Origin of the sequence: Pelagirhabdus alkalitolerans (genome assembly GCF_900096905.1) — a bacterium.
GTDB classification, from domain to species: domain Bacteria; phylum Bacillota; class Bacilli; order Bacillales; family Amphibacillaceae; genus Pelagirhabdus; species Pelagirhabdus alkalitolerans.
This window is the reverse complement of sequence record NZ_FMYI01000010.1, coordinates 33,820-52,587: the sequence shown is the minus strand read 5'-3', so window position 1 is coordinate 52,587 and position 18,768 is coordinate 33,820. Positions and strand designations below refer to the sequence as shown.

Below are 18,768 nucleotides of genomic sequence, written 5' to 3'. Positions count from 1 at the left end.
TTTAGTTGAGATAGTCAAACTAAAACTAACAATACTCAAGTTTAAGATAAGAGGAAGGAGAAAGACATATGCCTAGAGAGTTCTCCTTGGAGAAAACACGTAATATCGGTATCATGGCACACATTGATGCTGGTAAAACGACGGCTACTGAACGTATCCTTTTCTATACAGGTCGTATCCACAAATTAGGTGAGACGCACGAAGGTGCATCACAAATGGACTGGATGGATCAGGAGCAAGAGCGTGGTATTACCATCACGTCTGCTGCGACAACGGCTGAATGGAAAGGTCATCGTATTAACATTATCGATACACCCGGACACGTAGACTTCACAGTTGAAGTTGAACGTTCGTTACGTGTATTAGATGGCGCGGTTACTGTATTAGATGCACAATCTGGTGTAGAACCACAAACAGAAACTGTATGGCGTCAAGCTACAACATACGGTGTACCACGTATTGTCTTCGTTAACAAAATGGATAAAGTGGGTGCAGACTTCATGTACTCAGTCGGCACGTTGACTGATCGTCTTGGAGCGAATGCTCACCCAGTTCAATACCCAATTGGTGCTGAAGATGATTTTGAAGGTATTATTGACTTGCTTGAAATGAAAGCTTACTTCTATGAGGATGACCTTGGTACTCGTGCCAACGCAACAGAGATTCCTGATGAGTATAAAGACAAAGCTGATGAATTACGCGCTGGTCTTGTAGAGTCAGTAGCAGAATTAGACGAAGATCTAATGATGCGCTACTTAGAAGGTGAAGAGATTTCAAATGAAGAATTACGTACTGCGGTTCGTACTGCTACACTAAGTGTAGAATTTTACCCAGTATTCTGTGGTTCAGCATTTAAAAACAAAGGTGTTCAGTTACTAATCGACGGTGTCGTTGATTACTTACCTTCACCAATTGATATCCCTCCAATCGAGGGTCACGTTCCACAAACAGAAGAAGAAGTTGTACGTAAAGCTGATGATAATGAGCCATTCTCTGCATTAGCCTTTAAAGTTGCAACTGACCCATTCGTTGGGAAACTTACTTTCTTCCGAGTTTACTCTGGTACGTTGAAATCAGGTTCATACGTCAAAAACTCAACGAAAGATAAGCGTGAACGTGTAGGACGTATCCTCAAGATGCACGCGAACTCTCGTGAAGAAGTTTCTGAAGTATTCGCAGGTGATATTGCTGGTGGTGTTGGTCTTAAAGACACAGGTACTGGTGATACATTATGTGATGAGAAGAGCCTTGTTATCTTAGAATCAATGGAATTCCCAGAGCCCGTTATTTCGGTAGCGATTGAACCTAAGTCAAAAGCTGACCAAGATAAAATGTCAGTTGCTTTAGGTAAACTAGCTGAGGAAGATCCAACATTCAAGACTGAAACAAACGTTGAAACAGGTCAAACAATTATCTCTGGTATGGGTGAACTTCACCTTGATATCATTGTTGACCGTCTAAGACGTGAATTTAAAGTTGATGCTAACGTAGGTGCTCCACAAGTATCTTACCGTGAAACATTCCGCGGGTCTGCTGAAGTTGAAGGTAAATTCGTTCGACAATCAGGTGGACGCGGACAGTACGGTCATGTTTGGGTTAAATTTGAGCCAAACGAAGAAGGTGCTGGCTTTGAATTCGTTAATAAAATTGTCGGTGGTGTTGTTCCACGTGAATACATCCCTTCAGTTGAACAAGGTATTAAAGAATCGATGCAAAACGGTGTCGTTGCAGGTTACCCATTAATCGATGTTAAAGCAACACTTTATGATGGTAGCTACCACGATGTTGACTCGAATGAGACAGCATTTAAGGTTGCAGCGTCAATGGCACTTAAAAATGCAAAGAACAAATGTAGCCCAGTTCTACTTGAACCAATGATGAAAGTAGAAATTGTCATCCCAGAAGAATATATGGGTGATATCATGGGTGATGTTACATCACGTCGTGGTCGTGTAGAAGGTATGGAAGCACGTGGACCAGCTCAGGTTGTTAATGCGTTCGTTCCACTTTCTGAAATGTTCGGTTATGCAACAGCATTGCGTTCAAATACGCAAGGTCGTGGTGCATACACAATGACATTTGACCACTATGAAGAAGTACCTAAGAGTATTTCTGAAGAAATTGTTAAGAAAAATGTCGGTGAATAATTGATTTTTTTCTAAAATTAAAGTATAACTTGTATTGTAAGCTTGGTTAGGCCACTAACTAAGCGGGCAATGCTTGTCATAAAATAACTTTCATATATCTAAAGGAGGAAATATAGAATGTCAAAAGAAAAATTCGACCGCTCAAAAGACCATGTTAACATTGGTACAATTGGACACGTTGACCATGGTAAAACTACTTTAACTGCTGCAATCACTACTGTACTTCACAACGCTGATGGAAGTGGTACTGCAATGGCTTACGATCAAATCGATGGTGCGCCAGAAGAACGTGAACGTGGTATCACAATCTCAACTGCACACGTTGAGTATGAAACTGCAAACCGTCACTATGCACACGTTGACTGCCCAGGACACGCTGACTATGTTAAAAACATGATTACAGGTGCTGCGCAAATGGATGGTGCGATCTTAGTTGTATCTGCAGCTGATGGTCCAATGCCACAAACTCGTGAGCACATCCTACTTTCACGCCAAGTTGGTGTACCAGCAATTGTTGTATTCCTAAACAAATGTGACATGGTAGACGACGAAGAGCTTCTTGAATTAGTAGAGATGGAAGTACGTGACCTACTATCTGAGTACGACTTCCCAGGTGATGACGTACCAGTAATCAAAGGTTCTGCACTTAAAGCTCTTGAAGGTGACGAGACTTATGTAAATGCTATTCTTGAATTAATGGAAGCAACTGATGAGTATATCCCTCGTCCAGACCGTGATACTGAAAAACCATTCATGATGCCAGTTGAGGACGTATTCTCAATCACTGGTCGTGGTACTGTAGCAACAGGACGTGTTGAGCGTGGTGTTGTTAAAGTTGGGGATGAAGTTGATATCATCGGTCTTGCTGAAGAACCAAGCAAAACAACTGTAACAGGTGTTGAAATGTTCCGTAAGCTTCTTGATTATGCAGAAGCTGGTGACAACATTGGTGCACTTTTACGTGGTGTATCTCGTGAAGACATCAACCGTGGTCAAGTACTTGCTAAGCCGGGTACAATCACGCCACATACGAACTTCCAAGCAGAAGTTTATGTACTATCTAAAGATGAAGGTGGCCGTCACACGCCATTCTTCGATAACTACCGTCCTCAGTTCTACTTCCGTACAACTGACGTAACTGGTGTTATCAGACTTCCAGAAGGCGTAGAAATGGTTATGCCTGGAGATAACGTTGAAATGACTGTTGAATTAATTTCACCAATCGCGATTGAAGAAGGTACTAAATTCTCAATCCGTGAAGGTGGACGTACTGTAGGTGCAGGCGTCGTAGCAACTATTGAAAAATAATTGCGATATAAAAAAGCTTCTGAGGATCCTAATGATCCTCAGAAGCTTTTTCTTTATATCGATTCATTTACAAATCGGATTCATCAATATGTCCTTCTTCAATAACAGTATCTTCATAATTACTGCTATCTACTGGTATTGGTTCAAGCAAAATAGCCGGAACATCAATTGCTTCGTTATTAACACTTGTATCTGTTTCTACCGTTTCATTATTCGCCAGTTGCATAGCAACATGAGCAGAACGCTCTGCGATAGCTTCTAAAGATTTATAAACGGTCATTGTTTGAGTGCCTTCTATAATTCGTCTGATCGCCTCTAATTCAGCATCTTGTCCACTAACTGGCACGTCAAAAGCTTGATCACCTAGTGCATTTATTGCACCACCAGCAGTACCATCGTTGGCTGCAACCACTGCATCTAAATCCGTTTCTTCTAAAAGTGCTTCGATATTCTCTTGGGCTGCGTCGGGTGACCAATCTTCTGTAAATTCATCATAGACTAATTCTATATCCCCATCATCAATATAAGGTTGTAAAATATTCATTGCTCCTTCTCTTAATAAATGTGAATTATTATCTTGTTCAGCACCACCGACATAAGCGAATTGTCCTTCATTAACAATATCTAGGATAGCTTCAGCCTTTAACTCTCCCACACGCACATTATCAAAGGATACATAATAATCCACTTCCGCATGCATCACAAGTTGATCATAACTAATCACCGGTACATCTTCGGCATGTGCCATTTCCACAACATCACTTGCTTCTTCTGAGTTAGCTGGAATTAAAACTAAAACGTCGATGCCTTCTTCAAGTAATAATCTGACTTGTTCGTTTTGAACCTCTTGGCTACCATTTGCGGCAAGTGTTTTGACATTACCACCCTGTTCTAAAATTTCTGTTTCAAAGTTTTCCTTATCACGGTACCACCGTTCATCTTGCAAGGTATCCATAGCAAAACCAACATACGGTTGTTCTTGGTTTGCTTGCAGCTTATCTAAGTTATCCTCATTTGAGGTTTCTTCAGTATCTTGGCAACCGATTAGAATGATTATAGATATAACGGTTAAGGCCGTCAGTTTAATTAATCGTCTCAATGTGATCCTCCTCTATAATGAAAATCGCTTCATTAATCCTTCAATTTTTTCGATTGATGTTTGTAATTCATGAGCTCCAGATGATACTTTACCGATCGTTTCTTTTTGCTCAATTGCCGATGCGGAGATTTCTTCTGCCCCTGCAGCGGATTCTTCTGAAATGGCAGCGATATTTTCTACAGATTGATTAATATCAGCGCTCGCTTTCTCAAAGTGATCAATCACACTTGAGATACTATCAATTTTTTCTGACATTGAATGGATGTTTTGACGAATGGTATCGAATTGTTGACTTGACGCGTCCATTTGATCACGTCCTTTATTCACTTCTTCAAAACTAATTTCTAGGTCTTTAACCATTGTGTTTGTATTCGATTGAATTTGTTGAACAATCGATGTAATAGAATCAGACGCTTGATGTACTTCTTCTGCAAGCTTCCTTACTTCTTCAGCAACAACGGCGAATCCTTTTCCAGATTCTCCAGCTCTAGCAGCTTCAATTGAAGCATTTAGGGCAAGTAAGTTTGTTTGCTCTGCAATACCAGTGATGATTTCAACAAACTTGCCAATCTCTTGTGTGTCTTTTTCTAGACGTGAAATATTTTCAACAGATTCCTCCACTGTCTTAGTGATGGTGTTCATTTGTTGTAATGAGTGATTCATCTTTTCATAACCGTCATCAGACGTTTGAAGTACACTCTCTGATGTATGAACGAGTTCATTACTGTTTGCTTGTGCTGATTGAATTCTTTCATTAAAGTCTTTTGTTTTTTCAGATATAGCACTTGCTTCATCTGCTTGGCTTGTTGCACCATTTGCTAATTCTTCTATAGTAGAAGCAACTTGTTCGCTTCCAGATGCAACATCATTTGAAATCGTCACAAATGTTTGTCCTTGATTTGAAACGGTGTCTGCTACATGGCTTACTTCCCCAAGTATGTCTTTCAAATTCGTTTTCATTCGATTGATCGAATTCGATAAAGAGTAAATTTCTAAACTCGCATCTGATGATAAATCGTCTGTATCTAATTGCCCGTTTGCAATGTGGTCTGAAGTTGCCACCACTTCACCCAGTTGTAGCCGAATGCGGCGACTAATCCAAAAGACTAGAAGAATGGATAGAATAAGCGAGATCACAATTGAACCGATCAACGTCCCAACAGTTGTATTAATAAATTGTTGTGCGCCTTCAATAGAACGTCGGTTTGTTGTTGTTGCACCATTGATGAGAATATCTCCCTGGTTCAATGTTTCATCTCTAAGTTCACTTACATCTTGTTGTAGAGATGTGAAAATGTCAGTATTGATTTGCTGAACGTTTGGCACAACATCACTAAAATAATATTCATCTAAGCGATGATTGTTATCAATAATGTGATGGACGGTATCGATGTGATCATCCACAGTGAGTAATTCCCGAACACGTTTTGCTTGTTCAGTGAATTCTGAGCTCAATGCTAAATAATCCAATAACCTTCCTTCATCTTCATCGATAATGTATTCAGGAATAAAAGCATATTTTTCCTGATAAATACTCATTAACTGATTCACTTCAACAACAATGTCGTTGGTGCTCTCAGTTTCTGCTACTGCATCGCTCGTTTGATCTAATAGAAAATAAGTTGCGATGACAGACGAAATAAAAAATAACATGACGATCGAAAAGACAACCCCGTATTGCTTACCAATCGATTGTCTTCTCAAAAAATTAAAAGACGTCATATATGTCCCCCCCTAAAATGTACTTACCAAGGGTTTATCGGTACAAAAACTCATAACTTAAAAAATGTAAGCGCCACACCAAAAATCTCTAAAAAATTTTTATGTTTTTGTTGATATGCCTTGCATTCTAGCGTTCATTTATATATAATATGAAATGTTGGTCATTTAAGGCGATGATGCGGAAGGTTGTTGGCACACCCGGCGCCTTTGCCATGGGCGAGGTGGCTAAAGAAATTTCCGCGGAGAATGTCTATTATAAAAATGGGCGAGAAGGAGGGAAAACAATGGCAAAAGAAAAAATCAGAATTCGTTTGAAGGCGTATGATCACCGTATTTTAGATCAATCAGCTGAAAAAATCGTAAGTACTGCAAAACGTTCAGGAGCAGGTGTATCGGGTCCAATCCCATTACCGACTGAAAGATCAGTTTATACAGTATTGCGTGCGGTACACAAATATAAAGATGCACGTGAGCAGTTTGAAATGCGTACACATAAGCGTCTTATTGATATCGTAAGTCCTACACCACAAACAGTTGATGCGCTAATGCGTCTTGATTTACCATCAGGTGTAGATATTGAAATTAAACTATAATTTTTGAAATTACTAGGAGGTGTAACGGATGACGAAAGGAATCTTAGGTCGTAAAGTCGGCATGACACAGATTTTTACAGAATCAGGCGAATTAATCCCTGTAACAGTTGTTCAAGCTGAACCAAACGTGGTTCTACAAAAAAGAACATTAGAAAACGACGGCTATGAAGCTATTCAAGTTGGGTTTGCAGATCAAAAAGCAAACAACGCAAACAAACCAGCGAAAGGGCATGCTGCAAAAGCGAGCACTAACCCTAAGCGCTACATTCGTGAATTCCGTAACGTTAACCTTGACGATTATGAAGTAGGTCAAGAGTTAAGTGTGGAGGTATTCCAAGCTGGAGACGTAATTGATGTAACTGGTACATCAAAAGGTAAAGGGTTCCAAGGTTCAATTAAGCGACATAATCAATCTCGCGGACCAATGAGCCACGGTTCACATTACCACAGAGGTTCAGGCTCAATGGGGCCAATGGAACCAATGCGCGTTATGAAAGGCAAAAAGTTACCAGGTCAAATGGGTAGCGAAACGAAAACTATTCAGAACTTAGAAGTCGTTAAAGTTGATGCAGAGCGCAACTTGCTTTTAATCAAAGGTAACGTTCCGGGTTCTAAGAAATCATATGTTAAAGTCACAGGTGCCATCAAGGCTAACTAAATTTTAACTCGAAGGGAGGATATGTCATGCCTAAAGTAGCACTATTTAACCAAAGTGGATCTCAAGTAGGAGATTTAGAATTAAACGATGTCGTGTTTGGTATCGAGCCAAACGAACACGTGTTACATGACGCAGTAGTTATGCAACAAGCATCACGCCGTCAAGGTACACACGCTGTTAAAAACCGTTCAGAAGTACGTGGCGGAGGTCGTAAACCATGGCGCCAAAAAGGTACTGGTCGTGCCCGTCAAGGTTCAACTCGTTCACCACAATGGGTAGGCGGTGGCGTTGTATTCGGTCCAACACCGCGTAGCTACAGCTATAAATTACCGAAAAAGGTTCGTCGTTTAGCACTTCAATCAGCGCTTTCTTCTAAAGTAAAAGAAGATCAGTTAGTTGTATTAGAAGGTTTAGCTATTGACCAACCTAAAACAAAAGAGGTTATCAATGTACTTGATGCTTTAAACGTTAATGAAAAAGCATTAATCGTTACAGCTGAAAAAGATGAAGTGATTGCTAAAAGTGCAAATAACTTAGAAAACACGAAAGTATTACCAGTAAGCCAAATCAACGTACTTGATTTACTTACTCATGACAAGCTCATCATTACTAAAGATGCAGCTGAAAAAGCAGGGGAGGTGCTTGCATAATGAAAGATCCACGTGATATTATTAAGCGCCCGATTATTACGGAACACTCTGCCGACCAAATGGTTGACAAAAAGTATACGTTTGAAGTATCAAAAGATGCGAACAAAACTGAAATTAAAAATGCAGTTCAAACGATCTTTGATGTAAAAGTTGTTAATGTTAACACTTCAACTGTAAAAGGTAAACTCAAGCGTATGGGTCGTCATAGCGGTTACCGTCCAGATCGTAAAAAAGCTATCGTTCAATTATCAGAAGACAGTAAAGAACTAGACTTCTTTGAGAGTGTAGAATAAAAGAATTTTAAAAAGGAGGGAAAAAGATGGCGATTAAAAAGTATAAAGCAACCACGAATGGTAGACGTCATATGTCAGGTTCTGACTTTAGTGAAATCACAACGCAGACACCTGAGAGATCACTTCTACAACCATTATCAAAACGTGGCGGTCGTAATAACCAAGGTAAATTAACAGTTCGTCATCATGGCGGTGGACATAAGCGCCATTACCGTGTCATCGATTTCAGACGTGACAAAGATGGAATACCAGGTCGCGTTGCTACAATCGAGTATGATCCAAACCGTACTGCTAACATTGCTCTTATTCACTATGCAGATGGTGAAAAGCGTTATATTCTAGCGCCTAAAGGCATTAAAGTAGGACAGGAAATTGTTTCTGGAAAAGAAGCAGATATTAAATTAGGAAATGCATTAGAACTTGGTGATATCCCAGTCGGTACAATCATTCATAACATTGAATTGAAACCAGGCCGCGGTGGACAGTTAGCTCGTTCAGCAGGTTCTCAAGCACAAATCTTAGGTCGTGAAGGCAAGTATTCACTTGTTCGATTGGCTTCAGGCGAAGTGCGTTTAGTGTTAAGTACTTGCCGTGCTACTGTAGGTCAAGTAGGTAACTTAGAAAATGAATTAATTCGTGTCGGTAAAGCAGGTCGTTCACGTTGGAAAGGCATTCGCCCAACTGTACGTGGTTCTGTTATGAACCCTAACGATCACCCACACGGTGGTGGTGAAGGACGCGCACCAATCGGTCGTAAATCACCAATGTCACCATGGGGCAAACCAACACTTGGTAAAATTACGCGTAAGCGTAACAAACCATCAGATAAATATATCGTACGTAAGCGTAAAAAATAACAACGGGGTTGAACGACGGGCATCATAACCCGTCTGACAATCACGAAGGGAGGTTTATGTATGGGTCGTAGTTTAAAAAAGGGACCTTTCGTAGATGACCATTTAATGAAAAAGGTTGAAGAATTAAATGGGACAGACAAAAAGCAAGTTATTAAATCTTGGTCACGTCGTTCTACTATTTTCCCTAACTTTGTAGGGCATACAATCGCAGTTTATGATGGACGTAAACATGTTCCGGTTTATGTAACAGAGGACATGGTTGGACACAAACTAGGTGAATTCGCACCGACGCGCACTTTCAAAGGGCACTCGGGCGACGACAAGAAAACAAATCGTTAATAGGAGAGGAGGCACTCTTGATGCAAGCTAAATCTGTTGCAAAAACTGTTAGAATTGCTCCTCGTAAAGTTCGTTTAGTCGTTGATTTAATTCGAGGCAAAAATGTTGGAGAAGCAATTGCAATTTTAAAACACACACAACGTGGTGCAAGCCCAGTAGTAGAAAAAGTATTAAATTCTGCTATTGCAAATGCAGAACACAATTATGATATGGATGTAGACAACCTTTACGTATCTGAAGCATACGTAGACGAAGGCGTAACACTTAAACGTTTCCGCCCTCGTGCACAAGGTAGTGCTAGTGCAATTAATAAAAGAACAAGTCACATTACGGTGGCTGTATCAGAAAAGAAGGAGGGATAATCTGTGGGTCAAAAAGTTAATCCAATAGGCTTTCGTGTTGGCGTTATCCGCGACTGGGAATCAAAGTGGTACGCTGGCAAAGATTATGCAGACTTATTACATGAAGATATCAAAGTTCGTGAATATATTGAAGATCGTCTAAAAGATGCATCTGTGTCAAAAGTAGAAATCGAACGTGCTGCGAACCGCATCAACATCTCAATTTCAACTGCTAAGCCAGGTATGGTTATCGGTAAAGGCGGTTCTGAGGTTGAAGCGTTACGTAAATCTTTAAATAAATTAACAGGCAAGAAAGTACACATTAACATTGTGGAAATCAAAAAAGCAGACCTTGATGCAACATTAGTTGCTGACAATATCGCACGTCAATTAGAAGGACGTATTTCATTCCGTCGTGCGCAAAAACAAGTTATTCAACGTGCTATGCGTGCAGGTGCTAAAGGTATCCGTACACAAGTTTCAGGTCGTCTAGGTGGCGCTGACATGGCTCGTGCAGAAAGTTATAGTGAAGGAACTGTACCACTACACACTCTACGTGCTGATATCGACTTCGGTACTGCTGAAGCAGATACAACTTACGGTAAACTAGGTGTAAAAGTGTGGATCTATCGTGGAGAAGTCCTTCCAACAAAAAACGATAATAATTAAGGAAGGGGGCACACATTAATGTTAATGCCTAAACGTGTTAAACATCGTAAGCAACATCGTGCAAATCTAAAAGGTAAAGCAAAAGGTGGAACGGAAGTTTCATTCGGTGAATACGGTCTACAAGCTGTTGAACCAGCATGGATCACTAGCCGTCAAATCGAGTCTTCTCGTATCGCAATGACGCGTTACATGAAACGTGGAGGAAAAGTTTGGATTAAAATCTTCCCAGACAAACCTTATACTAAAAAACCTCTAGAAGTTCGTATGGGTTCTGGTAAAGGTGCTCCTGAAGGCTGGGTCGCGGTTGTCAAACCAGGAAAAATTCTATTTGAAGTTGCAGGTGTAGAAGAAGAGGTAGCTCGTGAAGCACTTCGTCTTGCTGCCCACAAACTTCCAATCAAAACTAAATTCGTAAAACGTGAAGAAATTGGTGGTGAAATCAATGAAGGCTAATGAAATCAGAGAACTAACCACTGCCGAAATTGAACAAAAAATCAAATCGTTAAAAGAAGAGCTTTTCAACTTGCGTTTTCAGTTAGCTACTGGTCAATTGGAAAACACTGCACGTCTTCGTGAAGTTCGTAAATCAATTGCTCGTATGAAAACTGTTGTCCGTGAAAGAGAGCTTAGCGTAAATAACTAGTAAACCTGAGAGGAGGTTAGCCTCAAATGACTGAGCGTAATAATCGTAAAGTTTACACAGGTCGTGTTGTATCTGACAAAATGGACAAAACGATCACAGTATTAGTAGAAACTTATAAATTCCACTCATTATATGGCAAGCGTGTTAAATATTCTAAGAAATTTAAAGCGCATGATGAAAACAACCAAGCTAAAATGGGTGACGTTGTATCAATTATGGAAACTCGTCCACTATCATCAACAAAACGTTTCCGTCTTGTTGAAGTCGTGGAAGAAGCAGTTATTATCTAAACAATCAATAGTATAAAGTTCGCTCGGATTGATTCCGAAGGGAGGTAACAACAGTATGATTCAGCAAGAGAGTCGTTTGAAAGTTGCAGATAACTCAGGCGCGCGTGAAGTCCAAACGATCAAAGTTTTAGGTGGAAGCGGGCGTAAAACTGCGAACATCGGTGATGTTATCGTATGTTCAGTGAAAGAAGCAACACCTGGTGGCGTTGTCAAAAAAGGTGAAGTTGTGAAAGCTGTTATCGTACGTACAAAATCTGGTGCTCGTCGTAAAGATGGTTCTTATATTCGTTTCGATGAAAATGCAGCAGTTATTATTCGTGACGATAAAAGCCCAAGAGGTACACGTATCTTTGGCCCTGTAGCACGTGAATTACGTGATGCGAAATATATGAAGATCGTTTCATTAGCTCCAGAGGTACTATAAGTTTTAAACCCGGTTGTTTAAAACCAAAAATTCGTTTCAATGAAAAGCCTTGTAAGGAGGTGCGTCAAGCATGCATGTAAAAAAAGGTGACAAAGTCAAAATTTTATCTGGTAAAGATAAAGGGAAAGAAGGAGTAATCCTCCAAGCATTCCCAAAGAAAGATCGTATCCTTGTTGAAGGTGTAAACATCGTTAAAAAACACCAAAAACCTTCACAAGATAATCCACAAGGCGGAATTCTTGAACAAGAAGCGCCAATCCATGTTTCTAATGTATTACCGATTGATCCGAAATCAAACGAGCCAACTCGTGTGGGATATGAAGTACGTGATGGAAAGAAAGTTCGTATCGCTAAAAAATCCGGTGAAGCGTTAGATAAATAATTAGCGGCGAAAGGAGGGCTACTCAGATGAACGAACTAAAGAATAAATACCAAAATGACATCGTGTCATCATTAGTAGAAAAATTTAATTATGATTCAGTAATGCAAGTACCAAAAATCGAAAAGATCGTGGTTAACATGGGTGTTGGTGATGCTGTACAAAACACTAAATCACTTGATAATGCAGTTGAAGAACTCGCATTAATCACAGGTCAACAACCTCTTGTTACGAAAGCGAAAAAATCAATTGCAGGCTTCCGTTTACGTGAAGGTATGCCAATCGGTGCAAAAGTAACACTCCGAGGCGAGCGTATGTATGAATTCTTGCAAAAGCTTGTTGATGTATCACTTCCACGTGTACGTGACTTCCGTGGTATTTCAAAGAAAGCATTTGACGGACGTGGGAATTATACTTTAGGTGTGAAAGAACAATTGATTTTCCCAGAAATTAATTATGACAAAGTGAGTAAAATTCGTGGGTTGGACATCGTAATTGTTACAACAGCTAACAGTGACGAAGAAGCGCGTGAATTGTTAACTCAACTTGGCATGCCTTTCCAAAAATAAGCGAGACTGCTAATACAAGGAGGGAATATAGTGGCTAAAAAATCAATGGTTGCAAAGCAACAACGTACACCTAAACACAAGGTACAAGAGTATACTCGTTGTGAACGTTGTGGTCGTCCGCATTCAGTAATGCGTAAATTCAAACTTTGCCGTATTTGTTTCCGTGAACTTGCCTACAAAGGTCAAATTCCTGGTGTCAAAAAAGCAAGCTGGTAAACCCCTAATTAAGGGAAGGAGGTAATATTTAATGGTTATGTCAGATCCAATTGCAGATATGTTAACGCGTATTCGTAACGCAAACTCAGTTCGTCATGAGAAGCTTGAGCTTCCTGCGTCAACAGTTAAAAAAGAGATTGCAGACATTCTAAAACGTGAGGGCTTTGTACGTGATTACGAATTCGTTAAAGATAATAAACAAGGTGTACTACGTATTTTCTTAAAATATGGTACAGACAACGAGCGTGTCATTACAGGATTGAAGCGTATCAGTAAACCTGGACTTCGTGTTTATGCTAAAGCAGACGAGATTCCTCGTGTACTTAATGGCTTAGGTATTGCAGTCGTTTCAACTTCTAAAGGAATTCTATCGGATAAAGAAGCTCGCGAACAAAAAATTGGTGGCGAGATTCTAGCATACGTTTGGTAATTAATTTTAACTAAGATAGGAGGTGCCATACAGATGTCTCGTATAGGTCTTAAAGTTATCGAAATCCCTGAAGGTGTCGAGATCAAGAACGAAAACAATTTTGTGACGGTTAAAGGTCCAAAAGGTGAACTTGCTCGTCAACTTCATGAAGATATGACAATCAACATCGATGGTAATGAATTAACGGTTGTAAGACCGTCAGAAAGCAAATTACACAAATCATTACATGGTACAACACGTAGCTTAATTGCAAACATGGTTGAAGGTGTCCATAAAGGATTCGAGAAATCACTTGAAATCCAAGGTGTTGGTTACCGTGCCCAAAAACAAGGAACTAAACTTGTTGTAAACGCAGGTTATTCACACCCAGTTGAAATGGAACAACCAGAAGGTATTGAGTTTGAAGTACCATCAAACACAAAAATTGTTGTTAAAGGTATTGATAAAGAATTAGTTGGCGCGTTAGCAGCTAACATTCGATCAATCCGTACACCTGAACCTTATAAAGGAAAAGGTATTCGTTTTGAAGGTGAATATGTTCGCCAAAAAGAAGGAAAAACAGCTAAATAAAGCATGTTAACCTTTTATGCCAAAGTTAGGTTAGTTACCGAGCAGAAAGGAGTGACCTAGATGATCACAAAAGCAGACAAAAACGTGGTACGTAAGAAACGACATATGCGTGTACGTAAGAACCTTTTCGGAACTGAAGAGCGCCCACGTCTAAACGTATTCCGTTCAAATAAACACATTTACGCACAATTAATTGATGATGTAAATGGTGTAACGCTTGCTAGTGCATCAACAGTTGACAATGACTTCAAGGGTGAAGCGACTGGAAACGTTGAAGCAAGCAAAAGCGTTGGAGAATTAATCGCAAAACGTGCTTTAGATAAAGGCCACAAAAACGTTGTATTTGATCGTGGAGGCTATTTATACCACGGACGTGTTCAAGCACTAGCAGACGCTGCCCGCGAGGCAGGCCTAGAATTTTAATCGAAAAAGGAGGGACATATATTGCGTACTCAAATCGATGCGAATCAATTAGACTTAGAAGAACGAGTTGTAACAATTAATCGTGTAGCTAAAGTAGTAAAAGGTGGACGTAGTTTCCGTTTTGCTGCATTAGTCGTGGTAGGAGATAAAAATGGCCATGTTGGTTTCGGTACTGGTAAAGCACAAGAGGTACCAGAAGCGATCAAGAAGGCTATTGATGACGCTAAGAAGAATTTAATCGAAGTACCAATGGTCGGAACAACAGTTCCACACGAAGTCATTGGACGCTTTGGAGCAGGTAACATCTTGATTAAACCAGCCGTAGAAGGTACTGGAGTTATCGCTGGTGGACCTGTTCGTGCCGTACTTGAATTAGCAGGTATTGGTGACATTAACTCTAAATCATTAGGATCAAACACACCAATCAACATGGTACGTGCAACAATTAACGGACTTTCAGAATTGAAAACTGCTGAACAAATTGCTAAATTACGCGGTAAATCAGTAGAAGAACTGTTAGGATAAGGAGGGAAATCAAATGGCTAATCAGTTAGAAATTACCCTCACGCGCAGTGTTATTGGTAGAACCCAAACGCAAAAAGAAACCGTTAAAGCTTTAGGCTTAAACAAACTAAATCAATCCGTTGTATTTGATGATACACCTGCGGTAAGAGGTATTGTAAACAAGGTGTCTCACTTAGTATCGGTTAAAGAATTATAATTACATTAGCGCAAAGAGGAGGTGCTCGCATGAAACTTCATGAATTGAAGCCATCACAAACTCGTAAAGAACGTAACCGTGTCGGTCGAGGAATGTCTTCTGGTAACGGTAAAACATCTGGTCGTGGTCACAAAGGTCAAAAGGCTCGTTCAGGTGGCGGTACTCGTCTAGGATTCGAAGGTGGTCAAATGCCACTATTCCAACGTTTACCGAAACGTGGATTTACAAACATCAACCGTAAAGAATATACTGTTGTTAATTTATCAACACTAAATAAATTTGAAGAAGGTACAGAAGTAACACCTGAGCTTTTACTAGAAACAGGCGTCATCAGTAAAGTAAAAGCCGGCATTAAAGTTCTTGGAAATGGTTCAATTGAAAAGAAACTTACTGTAAAAGCTCACAAGTTCTCTGCTTCGGCTAAAGAAGCTATTGAGACAGCGGGCGGTCAAACTGAGGTGATCTAATGTTCCAAACAATCTCCAATTTTTTTCGTGTAAAAGATATCCGAAACAAAATTGTGTTCACATTACTCATGCTAGTTGTCTTCCGGATCGGAACATTTATTCCAGTTCCGTTTACGGACCAAGAAGCAATTGGCTTTATGAATGATCAACAAAATGTGTTTGGATTTCTAAACACATTTGGAGGCGGGGCATTACAAAACTTCTCCATTCTAGCAATGGGGATCATGCCCTATATTACAGCCTCAATCATCATGCAGTTATTACAAATGGATGTCGTCCCTAAATTCGCCGAGTGGAAAAAGCAAGGTGAAATGGGTCGACGGAAATTAGCTCAAGTCACACGTTATGCAACAATTGCCCTTGCCTTCATTCAAGCTATTGCGATGTCAATTGGCTTTAATGCGATGGCAGGCGGTGGATTAATCGCTGATCCAACTATTTACAAGTTCATTGTGATTGCTGTTGTATTAACAGCTGGAACAGCATTTTTAATGTGGTTAGGCGAGCAAATAACTGAATTTGGTGTAGGGAACGGCATTTCAATTATTATCTTTGCAGGTATTGTTGCTGCTATTCCAAATACAATCAACCAAGTGTATGAGCAGTATTTTGGTGGTAACGTAGGGGATGAGCTATTCATTAACATCGTTATTGTCTCTCTAATTGCTTTAGTTGTATTAGGTGTTACAGTTGGTGTTATCTTCATCCAACAAGCAACACGGAAAATTCCCATTCAATATGCTAAGCGCTTAGTGAATCGTTCATCAGTAGGTGGTCAGTCAACACACTTACCACTTAAGGTGAATACAGCTGGAGTAATCCCTGTTATTTTCTCTGTGTCATTTATTATGGCGCCCCGAACGGTTGCAAGCTTCTTCGATGGTAACGTTGCGAATACAATTGAGATGATCTTTGATTATACTCAACCTATTGGTATGGTTATCTATGTTGCACTCATTATTGCTTTTAGTTATTTCTATACGTTTGTTCAGTCAAACCCTGAGCAAATGGCTGAAAACTTGAAAAAGCAAGGTGGTTACATCCCAGGGATAAGACCTGGCAAGAAGACTGAAACGTATTTAACACGCGTTTTATATCGTTTAACATTTGTCGGCTCTATTTTCTTAGCAGCAGTAGCTGTTTTACCGATCGCTTTAGGTGGTATTGCAAACTTGCCGCAATCCGTACAAATTGGCGGTACTAGCATCTTAATTGTTGTTGGTGTAGCCTTACAAACGATGAAGCAACTCGAAAGTCAGCTCGTCAAACGTCACTATAAAGGCTTTATTAAATAAGTCGTTTTGAATACGAAACTAGTTAATAATTGAGAGCGAGGGGAAATGCAGTGAATTTAATCTTAATGGGTCTTCCCGGAGCAGGGAAGGGAACTCAAGCTGAAAAGATAGTAGAAAAATATCAGATCCCTCATATATCGACTGGTGATATGTTCCGCTCAGCCATCAAAGAAGAGACTGAACTTGGACAAAAAGCTAAGTCATATATGGACCAAGGTGAACTTGTTCCTGATGAAGTTACGATTGGAATTGTGAGAGAAAGATTGAGCAAACCAGATTGTCAAAAAGGCTTCTTGCTCGATGGATTCCCGCGTACGATCGCACAAGCAGAAGCGCTTGAATCATTACTTGATGAATTAGAATCACCACTTGATTACGTATTACATGTCGATGTGCCACAGGATAAGTTAGTCGATCGTTTAACAGGTCGTCGTATTTGCCCAGAATGTGGAGCAACTTACCATGTGATGTATAATCCACCTAAAGTAGATGGAAAATGTGATCATGACGGTGCCGAATTGATTCAAAGAGATGATGATCGTGCTGAAACAGTTTCAAAACGTTTAGAAGTAAACGTTGAGCAAGCTCAGCCATTACTTGACTTCTATCAAGACAAAGGCTACCTTCAAGCAGTAGACGGTGATCAAGACATTGATCAAGTATTTGAAGTAATTGATGAAAAGCTTCAAGCATTATAAAATTATGAATAGACCTGTTTAAGACAGATCTAACATTAAGATATAGTCATCATGTGAATGATGGTAACGGGGCTAGACTAAAAACAGATTAAGATCTGAGCTTAATCAATGAACAGTTAGCTTTGATTTGAGTCATAGGACGCTTACCTAGTGACGGCGTGTCGAGTGGTCAATTGGACGATTGAAGCTCGGCGTGTTATAATATAGGCTTGTACAAAGCGTGTTTTCAAAGTTGTTTTTCAACGAACGTTTTGACTTACGATAATTTAATTGAAGGTGATCATGTTTGGATGATACACAACCGGGTCCCGAGCTAGGTCAAGTTGTTCAAATCCTGCAGGGACGAGAAGCAGGCCAATATGCCATTGTCATAGAAATGATCGATGATCGTTTTGTTCTGCTCGCAGACGGAGAAAAGCGGAAGTTTGATCGACCTAAGCGTAAAAACTTAGGGCACCTATTGCAAACGACTTATATTTCTCCAGAGGTTCAAAATAGCCTTCTAGAAACTGGTCGCGTTACAAATGGTAAGCTACGGTTTGCTATATCAAAATTTGTCAATGAAGTAGTGACTGATTTGAAGAAGGGAGATCAACTCGATGGCGAAAGACGATGCAATTGAAGTAGAAGGTAAAGTGATCGACACATTACCAAATGCTATGTTTAAAGTTGAATTAGAGAATGGACATACCGTTTTAGCACATGTTTCCGGGAAAATTCGTATGCACTTTATTCGAATCCTACCAGGAGATAAAGTAACGGTTGAACTTTCTCCATATGATTTAACAAAAGGACGGATTACGTACCGTTATAAATAATGATAAGCTCCGATAATAAGAGGAGGTATGGATGATGAAGGTAAGACCATCTGTAAAACCAATATGCGAAAAATGTAAGGTTATTCGTCGTAACGGTAAAGTTATGGTAATTTGCGATAACCCTAAGCATAAACAAAAACAAGGCTAAT

The 18,768-nt window shown here is 39.9% G+C and carries 30 protein-coding genes; 28 read left to right on the top strand and 2 right to left on the bottom strand.

The window, feature by feature from the left end:
* Positions 1-68: 68 nt before the first annotated feature.
* Together fusA and tuf are read left to right on the top strand one after the other, a co-directional pair.
* Positions 69-2,147 carry an elongation factor G gene (gene fusA, locus BLR62_RS10830; RefSeq protein WP_090796826.1) on the top strand — a complete coding sequence of 693 codons (2,079 nt, stop codon included), beginning with the start codon at positions 69-71 and terminating at the stop codon, positions 2,145-2,147.
* A gap of 117 nt (positions 2,148-2,264) precedes the next feature.
* Positions 2,265-3,455 (top strand): elongation factor Tu, encoded by a 1,191-nt coding sequence (tuf, locus tag BLR62_RS10825; RefSeq protein WP_090796825.1) that lies wholly within the window; start codon positions 2,265-2,267, stop codon positions 3,453-3,455.
* A 67-nt stretch (positions 3,456-3,522) separates the two neighbouring features.
* On the opposite strand, the gene BLR62_RS10820 is transcribed toward tuf, so the two are convergent.
* Together BLR62_RS10820 and BLR62_RS10815 are read right to left on the bottom strand one after the other, a co-directional pair.
* Positions 3,523-4,554, bottom strand: coding sequence for a sugar ABC transporter substrate-binding protein (locus BLR62_RS10820; RefSeq protein WP_245719457.1), 1,032 nt, complete (start codon positions 4,552-4,554; stop codon positions 3,523-3,525).
* Positions 4,555-4,566: 12 nt separating this feature from the next.
* A complete protein-coding gene (locus BLR62_RS10815) occupies positions 4,567-6,276 on the bottom strand; it encodes a methyl-accepting chemotaxis protein (protein WP_090796822.1) in 1,710 nt (569 codons plus the stop codon).
* A gap of 284 nt (positions 6,277-6,560) precedes the next feature.
* On the opposite strand from BLR62_RS10815, the gene rpsJ reads away from it, so the two are divergent.
* From rpsJ to rpmJ, 26 genes are all read left to right on the top strand, one after another.
* On the top strand, positions 6,561-6,869 hold the full coding sequence (rpsJ, locus tag BLR62_RS10810) for a 30S ribosomal protein S10 (protein ID WP_090796820.1): 309 nt from the start codon (positions 6,561-6,563) through the stop codon (positions 6,867-6,869).
* A 28-nt stretch (positions 6,870-6,897) separates the two neighbouring features.
* Positions 6,898-7,527, top strand: coding sequence for a 50S ribosomal protein L3 (rplC, locus tag BLR62_RS10805; RefSeq protein ID WP_090796818.1), 630 nt, complete (start codon positions 6,898-6,900; stop codon positions 7,525-7,527).
* A 26-nt stretch (positions 7,528-7,553) separates the two neighbouring features.
* On the top strand, positions 7,554-8,177 hold the full coding sequence (gene rplD, locus BLR62_RS10800) for a 50S ribosomal protein L4 (protein WP_090796815.1): 624 nt from the start codon (positions 7,554-7,556) through the stop codon (positions 8,175-8,177).
* Positions 8,177-8,470: a 50S ribosomal protein L23 gene (gene rplW, locus BLR62_RS10795; RefSeq protein WP_090796812.1), complete on the top strand. Its 294-nt coding sequence runs from the start codon at positions 8,177-8,179 to the stop codon at positions 8,468-8,470. The genes rplD and rplW overlap by 1 nt, the downstream gene beginning before the upstream one ends.
* Positions 8,471-8,496: 26 nt before the next feature.
* Complete coding sequence (gene rplB / locus BLR62_RS10790) at positions 8,497-9,327, top strand: 50S ribosomal protein L2 (protein WP_090796811.1); 831 nt, start codon at positions 8,497-8,499, stop codon at positions 9,325-9,327.
* Positions 9,328-9,387: 60 nt separating this feature from the next.
* Positions 9,388-9,666: a 30S ribosomal protein S19 gene (rpsS, locus tag BLR62_RS10785; protein ID WP_090796808.1), complete on the top strand. Its 279-nt coding sequence runs from the start codon at positions 9,388-9,390 to the stop codon at positions 9,664-9,666.
* Between the two features lie 20 nt (positions 9,667-9,686).
* Positions 9,687-10,028, top strand: a complete 342-nt coding sequence (gene rplV / locus BLR62_RS10780) for a 50S ribosomal protein L22 (RefSeq protein WP_090796807.1) — start codon at positions 9,687-9,689, stop codon at positions 10,026-10,028.
* Positions 10,029-10,031: 3 nt separating this feature from the next.
* Positions 10,032-10,676: a 30S ribosomal protein S3 gene (rpsC, locus tag BLR62_RS10775; protein WP_090796803.1), complete on the top strand. Its 645-nt coding sequence runs from the start codon at positions 10,032-10,034 to the stop codon at positions 10,674-10,676.
* A gap of 18 nt (positions 10,677-10,694) precedes the next feature.
* The gene (gene rplP, locus BLR62_RS10770) at positions 10,695-11,129 is read left to right on the top strand and encodes a 50S ribosomal protein L16 (RefSeq protein ID WP_090796801.1); all 435 of its coding nucleotides are present in this window, start codon (positions 10,695-10,697) and stop codon (positions 11,127-11,129) included.
* Positions 11,119-11,319, top strand: coding sequence for a 50S ribosomal protein L29 (gene rpmC, locus BLR62_RS10765; RefSeq protein ID WP_018934219.1), 201 nt, complete (start codon positions 11,119-11,121; stop codon positions 11,317-11,319). Before rplP ends, rpmC begins: the two co-directional genes overlap by 11 nt.
* Positions 11,320-11,345: 26 nt before the next feature.
* A complete protein-coding gene (gene rpsQ, locus BLR62_RS10760) occupies positions 11,346-11,609 on the top strand; it encodes a 30S ribosomal protein S17 (RefSeq protein WP_090796799.1) in 264 nt (87 codons plus the stop codon).
* Between the two features lie 55 nt (positions 11,610-11,664).
* Positions 11,665-12,033, top strand: a complete 369-nt coding sequence (rplN, locus tag BLR62_RS10755; protein WP_090796796.1) for a 50S ribosomal protein L14 — start codon at positions 11,665-11,667, stop codon at positions 12,031-12,033.
* A 70-nt stretch (positions 12,034-12,103) separates the two neighbouring features.
* Positions 12,104-12,415 carry a 50S ribosomal protein L24 gene (gene rplX, locus BLR62_RS10750; RefSeq protein ID WP_090796794.1) on the top strand — a complete coding sequence of 104 codons (312 nt, stop codon included), beginning with the start codon at positions 12,104-12,106 and terminating at the stop codon, positions 12,413-12,415.
* Positions 12,416-12,441: 26 nt separating this feature from the next.
* Entirely contained in the window at positions 12,442-12,981 is a 540-nt protein-coding gene (gene rplE, locus BLR62_RS10745; RefSeq protein WP_090796792.1) for a 50S ribosomal protein L5, read from the top strand.
* Between the two features lie 30 nt (positions 12,982-13,011).
* Positions 13,012-13,197, top strand: a complete 186-nt coding sequence (gene rpsN, locus BLR62_RS10740; RefSeq protein WP_090796789.1) for a 30S ribosomal protein S14 — start codon at positions 13,012-13,014, stop codon at positions 13,195-13,197.
* Between the two features lie 31 nt (positions 13,198-13,228).
* Positions 13,229-13,627, top strand: a complete 399-nt coding sequence (gene rpsH, locus BLR62_RS10735; protein WP_090796787.1) for a 30S ribosomal protein S8 — start codon at positions 13,229-13,231, stop codon at positions 13,625-13,627.
* Positions 13,628-13,660: 33 nt separating this feature from the next.
* Positions 13,661-14,197, top strand: a complete 537-nt coding sequence (gene rplF, locus BLR62_RS10730) for a 50S ribosomal protein L6 (protein ID WP_090796785.1) — start codon at positions 13,661-13,663, stop codon at positions 14,195-14,197.
* 60 nt (positions 14,198-14,257) lie between these two features.
* Entirely contained in the window at positions 14,258-14,620 is a 363-nt protein-coding gene (gene rplR, locus BLR62_RS10725) for a 50S ribosomal protein L18 (protein ID WP_090796782.1), read from the top strand.
* Between the two features lie 21 nt (positions 14,621-14,641).
* Positions 14,642-15,145: a 30S ribosomal protein S5 gene (rpsE, locus tag BLR62_RS10720; protein WP_090796780.1), complete on the top strand. Its 504-nt coding sequence runs from the start codon at positions 14,642-14,644 to the stop codon at positions 15,143-15,145.
* 13 nt (positions 15,146-15,158) lie between these two features.
* Positions 15,159-15,341 (top strand): 50S ribosomal protein L30, encoded by a 183-nt coding sequence (rpmD, locus tag BLR62_RS10715; RefSeq protein ID WP_090796778.1) that lies wholly within the window; start codon positions 15,159-15,161, stop codon positions 15,339-15,341.
* 29 nt (positions 15,342-15,370) lie between these two features.
* Positions 15,371-15,808 carry a 50S ribosomal protein L15 gene (gene rplO / locus BLR62_RS10710; RefSeq protein WP_090796776.1) on the top strand — a complete coding sequence of 146 codons (438 nt, stop codon included), beginning with the start codon at positions 15,371-15,373 and terminating at the stop codon, positions 15,806-15,808.
* Complete coding sequence (gene secY / locus BLR62_RS10705) at positions 15,808-17,103, top strand: preprotein translocase subunit SecY (protein WP_090796773.1); 1,296 nt, start codon at positions 15,808-15,810, stop codon at positions 17,101-17,103. Before rplO ends, secY begins: the two co-directional genes overlap by 1 nt.
* A gap of 50 nt (positions 17,104-17,153) precedes the next feature.
* Positions 17,154-17,801 carry an adenylate kinase gene (locus BLR62_RS10700; protein WP_090796772.1) on the top strand — a complete coding sequence of 216 codons (648 nt, stop codon included), beginning with the start codon at positions 17,154-17,156 and terminating at the stop codon, positions 17,799-17,801.
* Positions 17,802-18,087: 286 nt separating this feature from the next.
* The gene (locus tag BLR62_RS10695) at positions 18,088-18,423 is read left to right on the top strand and encodes a KOW domain-containing RNA-binding protein (RefSeq protein ID WP_090796770.1); all 336 of its coding nucleotides are present in this window, start codon (positions 18,088-18,090) and stop codon (positions 18,421-18,423) included.
* Entirely contained in the window at positions 18,401-18,619 is a 219-nt protein-coding gene (gene infA / locus BLR62_RS10690; RefSeq protein ID WP_090796769.1) for a translation initiation factor IF-1, read from the top strand. Before BLR62_RS10695 ends, infA begins: the two co-directional genes overlap by 23 nt.
* Positions 18,620-18,653: 34 nt before the next feature.
* Positions 18,654-18,767: a 50S ribosomal protein L36 gene (gene rpmJ / locus BLR62_RS10685; RefSeq protein WP_090796767.1), complete on the top strand. Its 114-nt coding sequence runs from the start codon at positions 18,654-18,656 to the stop codon at positions 18,765-18,767.
* Position 18,768 lies beyond the last annotated feature (1 nt).